This window comes from Paenibacillus sp. ALE2, assembly GCF_054113385.1.
Genome location: NZ_CM134213.1, coordinates 4,110,847 through 4,128,701 on the forward strand (window position 1 = coordinate 4,110,847; position 17,855 = coordinate 4,128,701).

Sequence of the window (17,855 nt, forward strand, 5' to 3'; positions counted from 1 at the left end):
GGAGCTAAACCCTGAAAATAAAGATGAAAAGAGATCAGAGCAATATCGTCAGAGGGGGAAGAGTTCAAGATGTGGGGTGCTCCTTTTTCTGCCAAGGCTAAGAAGATGCTACTGCTGGGTAGCGGCGAATTGGGAAAAGAAGTCATTATTGAAGCTCAGCGGCTTGGCGTGGAATGTATTGCTGTAGATCGCTATGAGCTGGCTCCAGCAATGCAGGTGGCCCATCGCTCTCACTGTCTGGATATGCAGGATGCTGAGGCGTTGAAGGCACTAATTCGCAAGGAACAGCCCGACATAATTGTACCTGAAATCGAAGCTATTGCTACGGGTGCTTTGGAAGAATTAGAGCAAGAGGGATTTCACGTAGTACCAACGGCACGGGCCGCTCGTCTTACGATGGACCGTGAGGGTATCCGCAGGTTGGCTGCCGAGAAATTACAGCTTCCGACTGCTGCCTACCGTTTTGCAGATCATTTTGAGCAGTTACGGTCGGCGGTTCAAGAGCTGGGCACGCCATGCGTGGTCAAACCCTTAATGAGTTCATCGGGTAAAGGGCAGTCTGTATGCCGGACACTCGAAGACGCAGAATCCTGCTGGAATACGGCGCTGGAAGGCGCACGTGCCAAAACGACACGTGTCATTGTTGAAGCTTTTGTCCCGTTTGAGAGTGAAATCACCTTATTGACCGTCAGATCGGAATCAGGCACGACTTTTTGCCCACCGATTGGCCACATTCAAAAAGATGGGGATTATGTCGAATCCTGGCAGCCTCATGGCATGACGGACAAGCAGCTTTCGGAGGCGCAGGACATTGCCCGTACGATTACGGATGAACTGGGTGGTTACGGATTGTTTGGCGTAGAGCTGTTTTTAACGGCTGATAGCGTCATATTCAGTGAAGTATCCCCGCGTCCGCATGATACAGGTATGGTGACCATGATTACGCAGGATTTGTCTGAATTTGCGCTTCATGTACGGGCAATTCTCGGATTCCCGGTGCCATCCGTCACGCTGCTTACACCAGGAGCTTCAGCTACCTTAAAGGCAGAAGTGGCTACGCGCGATTTCGCAATAAGCGGTCTGCATGATGCACTATTGCTACCCCGGACACAGGTGCGAGTGTTCGGGAAGCCTGAAACCAAGCCGGGACGCCGGATGGCTGTAGCGCTTAGCGCTGCAGAAGATGTGGAAACAGCACGGAAGACAGCCAAAGAAGCTGCCAATATGCTGAAAGTGGAGGTAAATCATGTCTAACAGTGTGATGATTCCAGTACTGACAATTCGTTCCGTAGAGCTTGGCGATTGTGAAGCCGTAACTGGACTACTCAGAGAAGTCGGATACCCGATGACTTGTGGTGTTATGAAAGAAGTTATGGGAACAGCGCAGGAGGACAGTCAAGCGAATATGATGGTTGCAGAAATGGATGGTCGTGTAGTCGGAGTAATCGGCATGCATACGGCTCAAAGCCTGGCCTATCCTGATCCTGCTGTACAAATCACCATGCTGGTCGTGAGCGGGGAGTATCGCGGCGAAGGCATTGGCAAGCGGTTGGTTGCTTGTGGTGAGGAGTGGGGGCGTGCGCAAGGATGCTATCATTTATTCATTACTGGAGCGAATAACCGCATCAAACAAGTAGAGGCCCGTGCTTTCTACAACCGAATCGGCTTTGAGAAGCAAGGCTACCGTTTCAGCAAAAAGCTTAGATAATCAGCTTGCAACAAACAATCTAATACTTAAAGCCTCACTATTTTTAACTTCGTCCTGTTCGCCATTGCCGAGCAGGACTATTTTTTTTCCAACTTTTATACCATTGATGATGCTATAAAACATGATATACTGCTAGAGTAAAGATTACAAAGTTGTAACCTGAGACGTTCACACCAAGGCACTTATACAACAAGGAGATGACGAAATGAAGAATATGTTGAAAAAAACACTGGTGATGGGAAGCCTAAGCGCCATTTTATCCGCAGGATTCATCGTTCCGGCATCAGCTTCACCAGCTGACGATTTATCTGCTCAATTACAACAGTGGTTTCAAAATAACGGATACACAGTCAATATGTCCAACGGGACGACGACAATAACAAAGACGGTCATTAAGGATTATTCTGAAAAGGACAAGGCTAAAACAAAAACAGCAAATCCTTCTTCTGGCAAGCAAACGACGAATCAGGGTAACCAAAAGGCTTCAAAGTCTGTTAACAAGCAACAGACCCAAACACAAAACACCAACTCAGGTGCAGGTCAGTCTACAGATTCTAATGCACAACTCAGCAAGCCTCAATTTGCAGCTGAGGTTGTAAAGCTTGTAAACAACGAGCGCAGTCAAAAAGGTCTGAAGCCCCTCACATCTAATGCGAAGCTTACAGAAGTAGCCTTAGCGAAGGCGAAGGACATGAGCACGAACAATTACTTTTCCCATACATCTCCGACTTACGGTTCACCCTTTGATATGATGAAAAAATTCGGTGTAACTTATACGTATGCGGGTGAGAATATTGCAATGGGACAAAAAACACCACAAGAAGTGATGAAGGCCTGGATGAATAGCCAGGGACATCGTGAAAATATCTTGAAGGCAGAATATACACAAATCGGTGTGGCTTACTACAATGGATATTGGGTACAAGAGTTCACACGTAACTAAGTTGATAGAGAAAACGTTCTAAACGTCATTTCTGTTTATAAAAAGATAGTGACGTACGTAATGTAAAGACCCGCTGACTACGTTCAGCGGGTCTTTTTATGTCGCTCATGTCACTTCAGGCATAAACCATTGCTCTATACCAGAAAAGACATAAGGGACGTGCTTATAGTATGATGACAGTAAGCTGAATGGATAACAGACTACTTTTGGAAAGCTAGGTGAACAAATGAGCTACGAAATCGTGCATGAAGGTGCTTTTGCTATGCTTAAGGTGCAGTTGAACCCCGGAGAAACCATTAAAGCAGAAATGGGAGCGATGGTTTCCATGTCTTCCAGTGTAGATATAAAGGGGACGGTAGACGGTGGGCTGTTACGTGGTTTAGGCAGAATGCTGAGCGGAGAAAAATTCTTTTTTCAAGAGCTGAGAGCAGCCCGGGGACCCGCTGAAGTACTGCTAGCCCCCGCAAGCATAGGTGATGTACAAGCAGTGGAACTGGATGGCACGTACAGGTTGTTGGTGCAAAAGGACGGTTTTTTGGCCTGTACGGAAGGGATTGAGGTTAGTACCAAAATGCAAAACCTGATGAAAGGTTTATTCTCCGGTGAAGGTTTTTTTATTGTAGAAATCAGTGGCCGCGGCACAGTATTCCTATCCTCGTATGGAGCCATTCACCCCATTTATATCGCGCCAGGAGAGGAGCGTATTATTGATAATGCTCATCTAGTGGCATGGCCGGATTATATGGATTATAGAATTGAAAAGGCATCTAAAGGCTGGTTGTCCAGCGTAACGAGTGGGGAAGCTCTTGTATGTCGTTTTCGCGGTGAAGGAACGGTACTGATTCAAAGCCGAAATCCGGGTAGTTTTGGACAATGGATTAGAAGTTTCATCCCTGATAGCAAATAGTTTCTTTCGTCTGACTGCTGATGATAAGAAGGGATATTCGCACAAAAAGTATGATAAAAGGATGGGAGTTTTCCATCCTTTTTTAGTATGTTTATGGAAATTTATAAGGGATACTAAACCTCGATTTTCACCTGAACCAGAACGGTTTATTTGCAAAATGACAGGAGAAGCTTTATGTTTATTTCACTAAGCTATCAGGAGGGAACACGAGTGAATTCATCAAAATGGATTTGGCGGTCTGTCGGTTCCGTTTCCATTGCCGCCACACTGCTATTATTGTACGGATTTATTGCAGCAGTACGAAGTATCACGGCTCCAGAGCCATTGGTAAGTACTCAACCTGTACAATCCGGTTCATCGCAGACACAAACTGCACCATCGGCTACTGCTCAGACGGGAGAGTTGCGCGTAGCTGCCATTGGCGATTCGCTAGCCAAAGGAACGGGGGATGACTCCGGAAGTGGTTTTGTGCGCCGGTCGGTGACTTTGTTAAATAATCAGGAAGGACATAAAGCTCAGCTCATAAATAATCTGGGGATTAATGGACTGACGACTCAAGGACTATTAACCAAGCTGGATGAGCCTGGTGTGTCTTATGTACTGAAGAAGGCTAATGTGATTATAGTTTCGATTGGCGGTAATGATTTATTTCAGGGCGCGCAGGCGGCTCAAACCGGCAAAGAGCCACCTACACTCAGTGGTTTGCGCAAAGCTCTGCCTGATGCAGCCAAACGTTTGCAAAAGGTGCTGACAAAGGTAGGAAAAATCAATCCGAATGCTAAAATTGTCTATGTTGGATTGTATAATCCATTCAGTGATCTGCAGGAAATGAAAATTCCCGGTAATCTTGTGGTAACCGAATGGAATATGGCGGCCATGGCAATTACCAACCAAAACAGTAACATGACGCTGGTTCCAACTTTCGATTTATTCGAGCAAAATTTGCCCGTCTATTTATCATCCGATCATTTTCATCCCAACGGACAGGGCTATCAGGCCATCGCTGAACGTATCGCACAAGGGTTTGCTGTTACCGCGACGAAGGATACCGATCATGTAAATCCTAAACAACAGTCTACAAATAGCCAACCTGCAGAAGCGAAAAAGGGAGGGAACAAGTAATGAGCATCCAATCTGCTGACAAGACCGAGGCTGGCGTGACCCAAGATTCGACATCCACAGATGCAGTGTCCAGTCTTCACTCCTCCAATCAGGTTGGTAGCGCAGACAGAGACAGCAGCAATAATGAAATCGTGCTCTCTGTTCAGCATGTTAAGAAACGTATTAAACGCAAAATGATCATTCATGATGTAACATTCGACGTTCGCGCAGGTGAAATTTTCGGATTTCTCGGCCCCAATGGAGCTGGAAAAACGACGACTATTCGTATGCTGGTCGATTTAATTAAGCCTACTGAAGGGACAATAACCGTATGCGGTCATAATGTAAATCGTGACCCTGAGCAGGCTTTACGGCATGTTGGTTCTATTGTGGAAAATCCAGAGGTGTACAGCTACCTGACAGGATGGGAAAATTTAGAGCATTTTGCCCGGATGCAGCCTGGTGTAGATGAACAGCGCATTCGCGAGGTGGTTGAGTTGGTTCGGCTCGATCGTCGCATCCATGATAAGGTAAGTACATATTCACTGGGGATGCGTCAGCGTCTTGGTATAGCTCAAGCCTTGCTCGGCAGACCGAAGCTACTCATTTTGGATGAGCCGACGAACGGACTAGACCCCAAGGGAATCAAAGAGATGAGAGCTTTTATCCGTTTGTTAGCGGCCGAAGGCATGGCTGTATTTGTTTCCAGCCATTTGCTTAGCGAGATCCAGCTGCTATGTGATCGTGTGGCAATTATAAGTCGGGGCAAGGTGCTAGCTGTTGGTGGGGTACGGGAACTGGTTGAGACTCACTCGCGCATGGCTGTCTGGCAGCTGGAGCCCCGCGATCAGGGCCTTGCCCTATTGCAAAATTCTCCGTATGTGCAAATCATTACGAACGCCGATGAATTAATTGATGACAGCATTGTTGCAGGTAGCGGAGTCGAAGCTATTTTTACAGAAATGGACGAAGAGCATATTGCGGAGCTGGTCGCACACATGACAGCTTCCGGTATTTCCGTTAAAGGTGTAACCAAAATCAATCCTACACTGGAGCAACTATTCCTGAAAATGACGGAAGGTGAGATACTTGAATAATATTTTACCGCTCGTACAAAATGAAACCCTGAAAATTATCAAGAAGAAACGATTTTATGTCATTTTACTTGTTTTGCTTGTGCTTGTGCCGATTTTTACGTACGCTCAGATGAAAGTGGCAGAAAACAATCGCGAAAAATTCGGTAACGATTGGCGTCTGGAACTGCGTCAGGCCATTACTGATAACCAAAACTCGCTCGGCAGCGATAGGGTTCCCGAGGAATGGAAGACCTACCGCCGCGTCTTTGTGCAACAGATGCAATATTATCTGGAAAATGACGTGAATCCTAATGAGCCGAGTGGCGTCACTTTTACCAGAGAGTTTATGGATAATTCCATAAATCTGTTCGTTCCGTTGTTGATCATGGCTATTGCTTCGGACCTGGTTTCAGGAGAACGGACAACAGGCACGATAAAAATGTTGCTAACTCGGCCGGTCAGGCGGTGGAAAATACTGCTGAGCAAGCTGCTGACACTGTATATGTTCGTTTCGCTCATCATTTTGGCCGTATTTGTCATAAGTTATCTCATATCAGGCTTGTTTTTTGGTTTTCGTGGTTTTAATGTCCCGGTATTTACCGGCTTTCAAATTGTTGGATCGACGGTGGATTTGTCTGCTGTACATGCCATTCCACAATGGCATTACCTGATGCTGCAAGCCGGATTGATTTGGTTTGTCAGTCTTGTGGTTGCTTCATTAGCCTTTATGGTATCTGTTCTGGTACGTAGTACAGCAGCAAGTATTGTGGTCATGATGGCTGCGCTTATTTCGGGCACTATACTGACCAACATGGCTTCATCATGGCAAAGCGCCAAATATTTATTTATGGTTAACCTCGGATTAACCGATTATTTATCTGGAAGCCCTGCCCCGATTGAGGGAATGACCCTGCCATTTTCTTTAGTTGTACTGGGCATTTGGGGGGCTGTGGCGTTGATTGTTTCATTCGCCGTCTTTACGAAACGGGATATATTGAATTAAAATGGACAAGGTAAAAGAAAACATCTGTTTGCATTTTTGGTGAAAACCATCAAGAATAAGGCAAAACACGGTTATGATTAGACAAAGGGGGAGCATGAATGGTCGACAAAATCGACTTGTCTGCGGGAGCTTCCGGTACACAGAACGGAGCTTCAGAATATGGCGCGGACGACATTCAAGTGCTCGAAGGGCTTGTGGCAGTTCGCAAACGGCCGGGCATGTACATCGGGAGCACCAGTTCTTCGGGACTGCATCATTTGGTATGGGAAATTGTAGACAACGCGGTGGATGAACATCTTGCCAAGTTTTGCTCTCGCATTGATATCACAATGCATAAGGACGGTTCTGTAACAGTATCAGACAACGGGCGCGGTATTCCTACGGGAATGCACAAAATGGGAATCCCTACGCCTCAAGTTGTATTCACCATTTTGCACGCCGGAGGTAAGTTTGGCGGTTCGGGATATAAAAAGTCCGGGGGTCTGCATGGGGTAGGTGCGTCTGTAACGAACGCTCTTTCGGAATGGCTTGAAGTGGAAATCTACCGGGACGGCAAGATTCACCGTCAGCGGTTTGAATATTGGCAGGACAAGAAGGGCGTGGAGCATGTCGGTGAACCGACCACAGGCCTTGAAGTGCTGGGCAATACTAACAAGACGGGTTCGAAAATTACATTTAAACCGGATATTCGCGTTTTTCAGTCAGGAATTCATTTTAACTATGATACGCTGGCTGAGCGTCTTCAGGAAATTGCTTTTCTGAATTCCGGCCTTCGTATTCAGCTTAAAGACGAACGCAGCGGAAAGTCAGATGAATATTTTTATGAGGGTGGAGCAAGTCAGTTTGTTTCTTTTTTGAATGAGGGCAAGGATGTACTGCATGATGTCATTCATTTTAATGCCGAGAAAGAAGACATTGAAGTGGAGATTGCCATCCAATACAATGCCGGCTACACAGAGACGATTGCTTCGTTCGTTAACTCCATTCCGACACGTGGCGGGGGTACGCATGAAACAGGCTTCAAAACCGCTTACACTCGTATCATGAACGACTATGCACGCAAAACAGCGATGTTGAAGGAAAAGGATAAAAACCTGGAGGGCAACGATCTACGTGAAGGTATGATGGCTGTAATCAGTGTCAAGATGGCCGAGGTTGAATTTGTCGGTCAGACAAAAGATCAGCTGGGTAGTGCTTCGGCGCGGAGTACAGTGGATGCCATCGTGTCTGAACAAATGCAGCGCTTTTTGGAGGAAAATCCACAGATAGCGCAAACCTTGATCAGAAAGGCAGTTCAAGCATCCAAAGCGCGTGAAGCTGCACGTAAGGCTCGGGACGAAATGCGTTCTGGCAAGAAACGTAGTGAAAGTTCTAATTTGAATGGCAAACTGTCGCCTGCGCAGTCTAAAGATTTTACACGTAATGAGTTATTTATCGTGGAAGGCGATTCGGCTGGAGGATCGGCCAAACAGGGACGGGATTCCAAAATTCAGGCGATTTTGCCACTAAAGGGCAAGCCGATGAATCCGGAAAAATCAAAGTTGGCGGATATTATGAAAAATGATGAGTACCGTGCTATTACGGCAGCGATTGGCGCGGGGGTAGGAACAGAGTTCACGCTGGAAGACAGCAATTATTCCAAAATCATCATTATGACCGATGCAGATACGGATGGCGCGCACATTCAAGTACTGTTGTTGACGTTCTTTTATCGGTATATGAAAGAACTCATTGATGCAGGACGCATATTTATTGCTCAGCCGCCATTGTATAAAATAACCCGCAAGTCGGGTAAGCTCGAAACGGTTCGTTATGCCTGGACTGACGAGCAGCTTGATAATTACTTAAAAGAGTTTGGACGGAATTTCGAGCTTCAACGTTATAAAGGACTCGGGGAGATGAACCCTGATCAGTTATGGGAAACGACAATGAATCCCGAGTCACGCACCCTGTTGCGCGTTCAGATTGAGGATGCTGCCAAAGCTGAACGCCGTGTGTCCACATTGATGGGTGATAAGGTGGATCCGCGTAAGCGCTGGATCGTGGAAAACGTGGATTTCACGGAATACGTAGAGTAGTGCTATTAAATGAGGTGTAGACATGAGCTTATCGGAGCAATTTTTGCCAGCTTATCTGGAGGAAATGGTCGGTGACCGCTTTGGCCGATATTCCAAATATATAATTCAGGATCGGGCGATACCTGATGTACGGGATGGATTAAAGCCCGTACAACGCCGGATTCTGTACGCGATGTACGATTCGGGTAATACCCCGGAAAAAGCGTATCGCAAATCCGCCAAAACCGTTGGGGACGTTATGGGTAATTACCATCCTCACGGTGATTCATCTATTTACGATGGGATGGTACGGATGGCGCAGCCTTGGAAAATGAGCCACGTACTGGTGGATGGCCACGGCAACTGGGGTTCTCAGGACGACGATCCTGCGGCAGCTATGCGTTACACGGAGGCACGTTTGTCTCCGATTGCAATGGAAATGCTACGTGATATCGAAAAACGTACGGTTTTGTTCAAGGATAACTTTGATAACTCGGCAAAGGAACCCGTCGTGCTGCCCTCCCGTTATCCTAATCTGTTGGTAAACGGATCTAGCGGGATTTCAGCGGGGTTTGCAACGGAAATTCCAACTCATAGCTTGCGTGAGGTGATTGACGCCACCATCGCAGTGATGGAAAAGCCGCAGATCGAACTGGAAGAGATTATGACCTTTATAAAAGGCCCAGATTTTCCGACTGGCGGACTCATTATGGGTGGCGAAGGCATCAAGGATGCATACAGAACAGGCAAAGGACGCATTTATATCCGTTCCAAAACGGAAATTCAGTCTTTGCGTGGAGGCAAGCAGCAACTGGTTATTACAGAGATTCCATACCAGGTTGTTAAATCCAGGCTCGTAACCGCTATGGAGAACATCCGTCTGGAGAAAAAGGTAGAAGGGATTGCCGAAGTTCGTGACGAGAGTGGACGAAATGGCCTGCGTATTGTTGTCGAGCTGAAGAAGGAAGCAGATGCGGAAGGTATTTTGGCATATCTGCTGAAAAAAACCGATCTCCAGGTGGCTTATAACTTCAATATGGTAGCCATCGTAAACAAAGCGCCTCATCAGCTTGGACTAAAATCCATTTTAGAAGCGTATATTGCTCACCAGCGTGAAGTTGTCACAAATCGCATTAAGTTTGAGCTGGAAAAGGCGGAGGACCGAGCACATGTACTGGAAGGTTTGGTCAAGGCGCTGAACATTCTGGATGAAGTCATTGCGGCTATTAAAGCTTCCAAAAATCGTCAGGATGCACAAAATAATTTGCAATGGATGTTTGGCTTTAGTGAACGGCAGGCGGATTCCATTTTGACTCTGCAATTGTACCGTCTTACGAATCTTGAAATTACCACCCTCGAAAAAGAACTTGCTGACATTCAGAAGAAAATTACTCAATACCGTTCTATTCTGGAAAGTGACCGCAAGCTGATCAGTCTGATCCGCAAAGAGTTGCTGGAAATTCGTGAAAAGTACGGCATTGACCGTCGTTCGGAAATACAGGGTGAAGTAGAAGAGATTAAGGTAAATCTGGAGGTCATGGTTGCGGCAGAGGATGTATTGCTAACTCTCTCGAAAGATGGCTATGTGAAACGTACGAGTATGCTGTCGTTCACTCGTTCTGGCGGGGATCGTTCAAATTCCGGAGTTAAAGAAGGGGACTACATTACTCAGTTCCTTGACGTGAATACACTCGATGTGCTGCTCGTCTTCACCCAGCGTGGACAATACTTTTTGCTGCCTGTGCATCAGATACCGGAGTATAAGTGGAAAGAGCCGGGCACTCCAATCGTCAATGTCATTTCGCTATCGAAGGAAGATCGAATCGTAAGTGTTATTCCGATCAAAAATATAGAGGAAATCGGCAAAAGCCTGGTGTTTGTAACAAAGAAAGGGCAAGTCAAACGAACGGAACTTACAGAATATGCCACAAAGCGTTCCAGTGCTGTAGCAGCCTGCAAGGTGGCTGGCGACGATGAGATATTATCAGTAACATTAAGCGACAATAGCAAAGATATTATGTTGATTACCCGTGCGGGGATGAGCATACGCTTCAAGGAGCAAGAGGTTAATGCCATGGGCCGCGTTTCAGCGGGGGTCAAAGGTATACAACTGGCGGAAGGCGATGAAATTGTCGCAGCACTATGGGTAGAAGAAGACGAAGGAGAGGTGCTGGTACTAACCGAATCCGGTTATGGTAAGCGTACGCTTCTGCTGGATTATCCTTCTCAGGGAAGAGGCGGTAAAGGAATCAGCACCTTCGAATTCAAGGAAGGCAAGCGGGTGCGTTCGAACGGAACTCGAATTGTGGCTGCCTTCTACTGTCGTGAAGCTGTTCAATTATTTGTCATCACATCAGAGGGACAGACGATGTCCTTCCTTTCGGAAAAAGCTCCTTTAACCGATCGCAAGGATACAGGCAAACTGCTGGCTCCGGTGGAGAAGAAGGACGAAATTGTAAATGTGCTGCCGCGTAGTGAGCCTCAGAGTTCGCAGACAGTAGAATAATTGTAAAGTCAAGCGTTTTTTAGCTCGAAAAAGAGGGGTCCTCACGTGCCATTCCAGCACGAATGAGGACCTTTTTGCCGTCATGCTGTCGAACCTTGACCTGTCTCCAAATCCGAAGTGAGACTTCCTTCCCCTTTTCATTTGATGCTCCAAAAACGGCAGGAAACTGAGGGGAAATGGCGAAAATTTAATGTGATGAAATACAATCCGGACGGTGGCCCATATGGTAACTTTGATGCTTTTACTGACCCTGTTATTCAAAGGAGTGAGGCAAAATGCAAACGACCGAATTTGCAAAAATCTGGTCCAGAATGGCTAAGGATTACAAGGTTCATATGGAGCAGCAACTAGCTCCATCACTAACGGAGGCTCAACTCACGGTGCTGGAGGTTCTGAACGAATACGGACGTATGAAGCCGTCTCAACTAATCCCATATCTCTCCACCACACCTGCGGCAGTTACGATGCTATTGGACCGGATGGAGCGGAATCGACTGGTCACCCGGTTCAGAGACGTAAAGGACCGTAGAATTGTATGGATTGTTATTTCAGATCAAGGCAGAGAAGAAGTGGAGCGCGGTTTGCAAATTCGCGACGATTTTCTGGGTTCTGCGCTTAACCGAATATCTCAGCACAATCAGAATTTGCTGGTTTATTTGTTGGGTAAAATTACAACGAAGACGAAAGCGGCTGTATCAGCCAGTGAAGATGAGGGAATAAAGGAACAAATAGAGCGAGCAGAATAGCTAATTAGTGGATACATGGAATGTAGCTGTACACAGCAGATTAGCTTTCTAAGGGAATAGAAATGCGCGGATAGATGCCGATCCTGGTATCATTTCCGCGCTTTTTTGTGTCCCAAGTATAGGTAGTGTTTGGGGGAATGTTGACATTTACATAAGAGATGATAAAATAATAGTTATAAATAAATAACAATTCGTATACAAATAGTTACTAGTTTATGTATATGGGTAATGAATATGTATGGGGAAGAAGGATGGTTCTAGTGAGCGACAGAGAGGAAGACAGACTAGAGGTGTATCGGATTATTCAATCGGTAAGGGAGGTTAACAAGACGATATTTTATGCTTTCTGGAACGAGGAGCAGCATTTGGATCTAACGGCCATTCAGCACATGGCTTTGGCCATTCTGAATAAACGCCCCAATATTGGGTTATCCGAGCTGGCAGAGATAGCTCATGTGGGAAGCAGCTCTATGAGCGGGGTGGTTGACCGCTTGACCAAGGCGGGATATATCGCTCGCGGACGGCATGAGCATGATCGCAGATCTTTAGTACTGACGCTTACGCCAGAAGGAAAAGATATAATGCAAAAGGTAGACTCCATGTGGATGGAGCGCGTCTTGCCAATTCTGGATATCCCGAAGGAGCAGCTAGAGTTGCTCTTGGATGTTCATAAACAAATGATCATGAAATTAACACCGAAGGGAATGAATCAACTTGAGCAGTCCTCAAATGACACCACCAGGTAATGTCCGCAGAGCACCCATTGTGGCCGCTCTGTTGATTGGCGCAATTGTTGCAATTTTAAACCAGACATTGATAAGTGTGGCTTTACCGAAAATGATGAGTGATCTGAATGTAGATGCCAATATAGCTCAGTGGCTTAGCACAGGCTTTATGCTCGTGAACGGGGTATTGATCCCGGTGACAGCATTCCTGATTGCCCGTTTCTCTACTCGTAAATTGTTTATTAGTGCAATGACTATTTTTTCAATCGGCACGCTGTTATGTGCAATAGCGCCGAGTTTTAGTATATTGCTGATCGGTCGGCTTATTCAGGCTGCGGGTGCAGGGATTATGATGCCATTAATGATGGTCGTTATCTTGAACATCTACCCAATAGAGCGTCGTGGCCGTGCAATGGGAACACTGGGGCTTGCGATGGGGTTTGCTCCAGCCATTGGACCAACCTTATCTGGTTATATAGTCCAGCATTATGACTGGCGAGTATTGTTCTGGATCATCCTGCCGATTTCCGTGATTTCGATTGTGATCGGATTTATTTTTCTGAAAAATGTAACCGAGCAGTCCAAGCCTAAGCTGGACATTCTCAGTGTTATTTTGTCTACACTCGGTTTCGGCGGGCTGTTATACGGCTTTAGTGATGCTGGAACATCGGGTTGGGGGAGTATTCCAGTCCTGTCTACACTCATCGTCGGGACGATTGCGCTTATTTTATTTATTGTCCGACAACTGAAGGTAGATGAGCCTATGCTGGAGTTTCGTATCTTTAAATACGATGTGTACAGCTTGACGACAATCATTAATGTTATTGTGACGATGGCTCTGTACGCCGGTATGATATTGCTTCCAATTTATTTGCAAAATATTCGCGGATTTACACCGCTCCAGTCTGGTATGCTAATGTTACCAGGAGCGATTCTGATGGGGGTCATGTCTCCTGTGACGGGGGCTATTTTTGACCGAATTGGAGCGCGCTGGCTGTCTGTAATTGGGTTGTTGATCATGACTGTAACGACTTGGGAATTTACACGTTTAACCGAATCAACCACCTATATGACACTGTTAATCAATTATACGGCACGAATGTTTGGGATGTCATTGCTGATGATGCCGATCCAAACGGCCGGACTGAATCAGCTTCCGCAACGATTAAATGCTCATGGTACGGCGATGGGCAATACGCTGCGTATGATTTCGGGCTCGATTGGGACAGCAATTCTAGTGACGGTGATGTCTACTCAAACCAGCAATCGTTTGACCACGATGGTTGCATCCGAAGGACTAAGCGTTACGGACAAAGCGGGAATGCTGGCTGCTAGCAATCAAGCTACGATCTACGGTATTAACTCGGCATTTATCATTGCAACACTATTGAGCGTGACAGCTTTGGTATTGGCGTTTTTTATCAAAAATACGAATGCACAAAACGCTCGTGCCCGTCAACAGCTGGTGAACAGCGAGAAGGGGAAGACCATGGCTTCCTCATCATAAGCATGGATACATTTTCATTTGATTTCTGTGCAAAAAGAGAACCCGCATTGCATGTTTGTTTACATGCAGTGCGGGTTCTTTGTGGTAAGTCTACTCAATTATCCGAAGTAATCATTTTATCATAAAGCGACAAGGGCCACTCACTCCAAGGAAATTGGACAGGAGGCAGTGAATGGAAGCTCATTGCTTCCTTGCTGACCGGATGCGGTGCTCCAGCGAGCAAGGACCAGAGGGCCAGTTGTTGACCGGGGCGGCTCAGATTACCGCCATATTTTTGGTCCCCATAGAGGGGACAGCCGATTGCCTGCATCTGTACACGAATTTGATGCGAGCGTCCGGTGTGCAGCTTAATTTTCACAAGACTGAGTCCAGCAGCTTGTCCGACAACCTGGTATTCCAAAATGGCTTCCTTGGCACCAGCCGTGCCGGGTCGAACCGTTTTGACCGTGTTGGTACGGCTGTCCTTAAGCAGGTAATGGGTTAGACGGCCTTGGAGGGCCTCAGGAACGCCATTCAGAACGGCTGTATACAGCTTGTGAAAATGACGGCTTCGAACCGATTCTGACAAACGAGAAGCTGCTTTGGACGTTTTAGCAAAAATCATGGCTCCACCTACAGGTCGATCCAGCCTGTGCACTAAACCCAAAAAGACGTTACCAGGCTTATTGTGTCTGATTTTCAGATCTTCCTTGAGTAAAGACAGCAGATCAGGATCGCCGCTGGCATCCTCCTGTGTCGGAACATTGACAGGCTTTACAACTGCCAGGACATGATTGTCCTCATATAGGACGGGAATATTCGGCTGTGCATGCTCTTGCCGAGTAAGTTCATCTTGATTCATAAGAGGAATTAAGCCTCCCAGCGTCCGAGAATACCACAAGGCAAATTCAATCCAGAGCGTGTGATCGGCAATCCGATTTCACCGGCGCTAATTTGTCCGCCATACTTTTGTTGCATCGTCATGCTCAGCATGTTACGCAATACAGTAGGTGAAATACCTGTCGTGTAGGAGTTGATCAGCATAAACAAGGGTTGGTCCGAAATGATGCTCATGCAGGATTCGAGAAACGGATACAAGCTTTCTTCCAGCTTCCAGGTTTCTCCGTTAGGTCCACGTCCATAAGAAGGAGGGTCCATAATAATGGCATCATAACGGTTGCCCCGACGTTGTTCCCGTTGCACGAACTTGAACACGTCGTCTGTAATGAAGCGTACCGGTCGGTCAGCCAGACCGGACAATTGAACGTTTTCCTTTGCCCACTGCACCATACCTTTGGCTGCATCCACGTGAACTACACTGGCTCCGGCATACGCTGCGGCAGTAGTGGCTCCTCCCGTGTATGCAAACAGGTTCAATACGGAAATAGGTCTACCTGCGCCTTTAATTTTATCCATCATCCAGCTCCAGTTGGCGGCTTGCTCTGGGAAAAGACCAGTATGCTTAAAGCTGGTCGGTTTAATGTGGAATTTAAGCGGTCCATAGCTAATCGTCCAACGCTCGGGGATAGGCTTTTTCATATCCCATTGGCCCCCCCCGGAAGAGCTGCGGTGATAATGCCCATGAACATTACGCCATTCGGCTGTTTCCTGGGGCAAAGGCCATATGATTTGCGGATCGGGACGACGCAGGACAATATTACCCCAACGTTCCAGCTTTTCACCACCGCCTGTATCCATTACTTCATAGTCTTTCCACTCTTGTGCTACATACATGTACAATCCATCCTTCAGCAGTCAATTCGGGATTTAGGCAGCAAGCTGCGCAAAATCCCCACATGGAGTCTATTGTACAACAAACCTTAGCAACAATCGAATGATTCCATGAATAAGTAAGTAGTTAGAAGGAGCAAAAATATTTTTTCGAATACACTTGTAATTAGAGCGCTTCCATATTAAAATGAAATCAATCCCACTTGTACGTACAACTATCCCGATTTTCATTCTATTTATGAAAAGAAGAATTGGTTGTACGTACATAATATTTTACAACAATCCATAGTTTTTTAATAGTGAACAGTCGCATATAATGCGACTTTTTTACGTATATGTTTACCAAAATACACTTCATGCTTAAAATTTTTATTTGACAATGAGAATCATTATCAAATATTATTTGATTAATAGGGAGTGAAAGCATCCCATATTTCAAATAAAGGTGAGGGATGAACTTGGGTAAAATCATGATTGCTTATGCTAGCATGACCGGTAATACAGAGGAAATCGCGGAATTGATCGCCGAGGGTGTTCGTCAGGCAGGGCATGAGGCAGAGTTGAAGGCTTCGTATGATTGCAGCGCGCAAGAATTGCTCGCATATGACGGATTCCTGTTGGGTGTATATACATGGGGAGATGGTGAGCTTCCTGATGAATTTTTAGATTTTTACGAGGAACTAGACGAGCTTGATCTGTCTGGTAAAAAGACTGCTGTATTTGGCAGTGGAGATACATCTTATACACAATTCTGTGGCGCAGTGGACTTGGTAGAGGAAAAAGTCAAAGAACGCGGCGCATCAGTCATTCAGGAGAGTTTGAAGATTGAATTCAATCCACTCGATGATGAGAAAGAGAATTGCCGAGCTTACGGAAGACAATTTGCGCAGGCTGGCATTGGAGTGTCCTGAGAAGAGAGTGAGGGATAGGTATGCGCAATAGCGATAGCTTAAGCGGCTTTCCTCTTCTGCACGACTATCAGCTTGAAGAGATGTGGAGAACTCCGCAGTCAATCCATCAATCACAGAGAAAACGAGGGCGTGAGGGTTGGAATTGGCGGCAAAGGGTTCAATATGCGATAGGGCATGCGCTGAACGAATACTTTGGAATGGAAGTAGAGGTACGGCGAGAAGTCCCTGTTCAGTATGTGCTGGAGAAGTGGTGGCCTAAGCAGTCGAACAGTTTTGAATCTTTGTTCCATTACTGGGATGTCAAAAATAAAGTGTCAGGCGAGTTGTCAAAAATATGTGCCTTAAATAATGACTTATTGGTGCCTGTGATGTTGTATGAACAATTTTGTACAGCGGTACCTGAGTTGGAGGTCGATATTTCGCTGATTATTCAGGCAGCCTGGCAACAATCAGAACAAGCGGATTCATTGCTGATTCAAAAGTATATGGTGGACTACAACCCTAACGTTATTAGTACATTTCATCATTTAACAAATGTATTTTGTTATTATGCATTTGGAGCTCTTCCTCAGCTTATCGAAGTATACTGTCTGCTAGAAGGGAAGAAGGTTCGTTTTCTTCCTGGTTCGGCTTCTTTACAGCAATCTTTGGATTACGTACGACTACTAAAAGACTCCAGAGAGGATATGCATGGTATGGCAGAACGCTGTCGTTGCAGGGGATGTATGGGGCAGCAAGCTTCTCAGCAGAACAGAGCGAATAAGGATAAAAAGGAAGAGCGGGAGGCGAAAAACTGTAGGGATCGGTCAGTTGGATCTACGCTTTTCTCTTAGGATTATTGTGTGAACCTTTAAATGTAAACTATCCCTTTTCATGAAAGAGCCTTGGAAACAAGGTTCTTTTTTGTGAAAAAAAATTCTGAAAAAACTGAAAATTTATATTGCCTGAATAGATA

General features: G+C 46.0%; 16 protein-coding genes. 14 read left to right on the plus strand and 2 right to left on the minus strand.

The features are described from left to right. Positions 1–69: 69 nt before the first annotated feature. The 12 genes from purT to ACXHJ1_RS18030 all read left to right on the plus strand — a co-directional run bounded on the left by purT (position 70) and on the right by ACXHJ1_RS18030 (position 14,279). Positions 70–1,254, plus strand: coding sequence for a formate-dependent phosphoribosylglycinamide formyltransferase (gene purT / locus ACXHJ1_RS17975; protein WP_019687815.1), 1,185 nt, complete (start codon positions 70–72; stop codon positions 1,252–1,254). Further along, entirely contained in the window at positions 1,247–1,708 is a 462-nt protein-coding gene (locus tag ACXHJ1_RS17980; protein ID WP_016822130.1) for a GNAT family N-acetyltransferase, read from the plus strand. Before purT ends, ACXHJ1_RS17980 begins: the two co-directional genes overlap by 8 nt. 205 nt (positions 1,709–1,913) lie before the next feature. Then, on the plus strand, positions 1,914–2,651 hold the full coding sequence (locus ACXHJ1_RS17985) for a CAP domain-containing protein (protein ID WP_457904996.1): 738 nt from the start codon (positions 1,914–1,916) through the stop codon (positions 2,649–2,651). A 226-nt stretch (positions 2,652–2,877) separates the two neighbouring features. Continuing rightward, the gene (locus tag ACXHJ1_RS17990) at positions 2,878–3,558 is read left to right on the plus strand and encodes a TIGR00266 family protein (RefSeq protein ID WP_016822128.1); all 681 of its coding nucleotides are present in this window, start codon (positions 2,878–2,880) and stop codon (positions 3,556–3,558) included. A gap of 174 nt (positions 3,559–3,732) precedes the next feature. Beyond that, positions 3,733–4,680: a GDSL-type esterase/lipase family protein gene (locus ACXHJ1_RS17995; RefSeq protein WP_016822127.1), complete on the plus strand. Its 948-nt coding sequence runs from the start codon at positions 3,733–3,735 to the stop codon at positions 4,678–4,680. Then, the gene (locus ACXHJ1_RS18000) at positions 4,680–5,756 is read left to right on the plus strand and encodes an ABC transporter ATP-binding protein (protein WP_107733461.1); all 1,077 of its coding nucleotides are present in this window, start codon (positions 4,680–4,682) and stop codon (positions 5,754–5,756) included. The genes ACXHJ1_RS17995 and ACXHJ1_RS18000 overlap by 1 nt, the downstream gene beginning before the upstream one ends. Further along, positions 5,749–6,738, plus strand: coding sequence for an ABC transporter permease (locus ACXHJ1_RS18005; protein ID WP_107733462.1), 990 nt, complete (start codon positions 5,749–5,751; stop codon positions 6,736–6,738). The genes ACXHJ1_RS18000 and ACXHJ1_RS18005 overlap by 8 nt, the downstream gene beginning before the upstream one ends. Before the next feature lie 98 nt (positions 6,739–6,836). Then, positions 6,837–8,816, plus strand: a complete 1,980-nt coding sequence (gene parE, locus ACXHJ1_RS18010) for a DNA topoisomerase IV subunit B (protein ID WP_013371580.1) — start codon at positions 6,837–6,839, stop codon at positions 8,814–8,816. A gap of 22 nt (positions 8,817–8,838) precedes the next feature. Next, complete coding sequence (gyrA, locus tag ACXHJ1_RS18015) at positions 8,839–11,301, plus strand: DNA gyrase subunit A (RefSeq protein WP_017427593.1); 2,463 nt, start codon at positions 8,839–8,841, stop codon at positions 11,299–11,301. A 275-nt stretch (positions 11,302–11,576) separates the two neighbouring features. Continuing rightward, positions 11,577–12,047, plus strand: a complete 471-nt coding sequence (locus tag ACXHJ1_RS18020; RefSeq protein ID WP_457904997.1) for a MarR family winged helix-turn-helix transcriptional regulator — start codon at positions 11,577–11,579, stop codon at positions 12,045–12,047. A gap of 260 nt (positions 12,048–12,307) precedes the next feature. After that, entirely contained in the window at positions 12,308–12,793 is a 486-nt protein-coding gene (locus ACXHJ1_RS18025) for a MarR family winged helix-turn-helix transcriptional regulator (protein WP_016822122.1), read from the plus strand. Beyond that, positions 12,777–14,279, plus strand: coding sequence for a DHA2 family efflux MFS transporter permease subunit (locus ACXHJ1_RS18030; RefSeq protein ID WP_107733463.1), 1,503 nt, complete (start codon positions 12,777–12,779; stop codon positions 14,277–14,279). The genes ACXHJ1_RS18025 and ACXHJ1_RS18030 overlap by 17 nt, the downstream gene beginning before the upstream one ends. A 94-nt stretch (positions 14,280–14,373) precedes the next feature. Here the strand turns inward: ACXHJ1_RS18030 and ACXHJ1_RS18035 are convergent, their stop codons facing one another. Both ACXHJ1_RS18035 and ACXHJ1_RS18040 read right to left on the minus strand, forming a co-directional pair. After that, positions 14,374–15,120, minus strand: coding sequence for an RluA family pseudouridine synthase (locus tag ACXHJ1_RS18035; RefSeq protein ID WP_430100683.1), 747 nt, complete (start codon positions 15,118–15,120; stop codon positions 14,374–14,376). Between the two features lie 8 nt (positions 15,121–15,128). Further along, a complete protein-coding gene (locus ACXHJ1_RS18040) occupies positions 15,129–15,992 on the minus strand; it encodes a class I SAM-dependent methyltransferase (RefSeq protein ID WP_457904998.1) in 864 nt (287 codons plus the stop codon). 449 nt (positions 15,993–16,441) lie between these two features. On the opposite strand from ACXHJ1_RS18040, the gene ACXHJ1_RS18045 reads away from it, so the two are divergent. Beyond that, complete coding sequence (locus tag ACXHJ1_RS18045) at positions 16,442–16,900, plus strand: flavodoxin (RefSeq protein ID WP_016822119.1); 459 nt, start codon at positions 16,442–16,444, stop codon at positions 16,898–16,900. Between the two features lie 20 nt (positions 16,901–16,920). Next, positions 16,921–17,733, plus strand: coding sequence for a hypothetical protein (locus ACXHJ1_RS18050; protein WP_017427599.1), 813 nt, complete (start codon positions 16,921–16,923; stop codon positions 17,731–17,733). Positions 17,734–17,855: the final 122 nt, after the last annotated feature.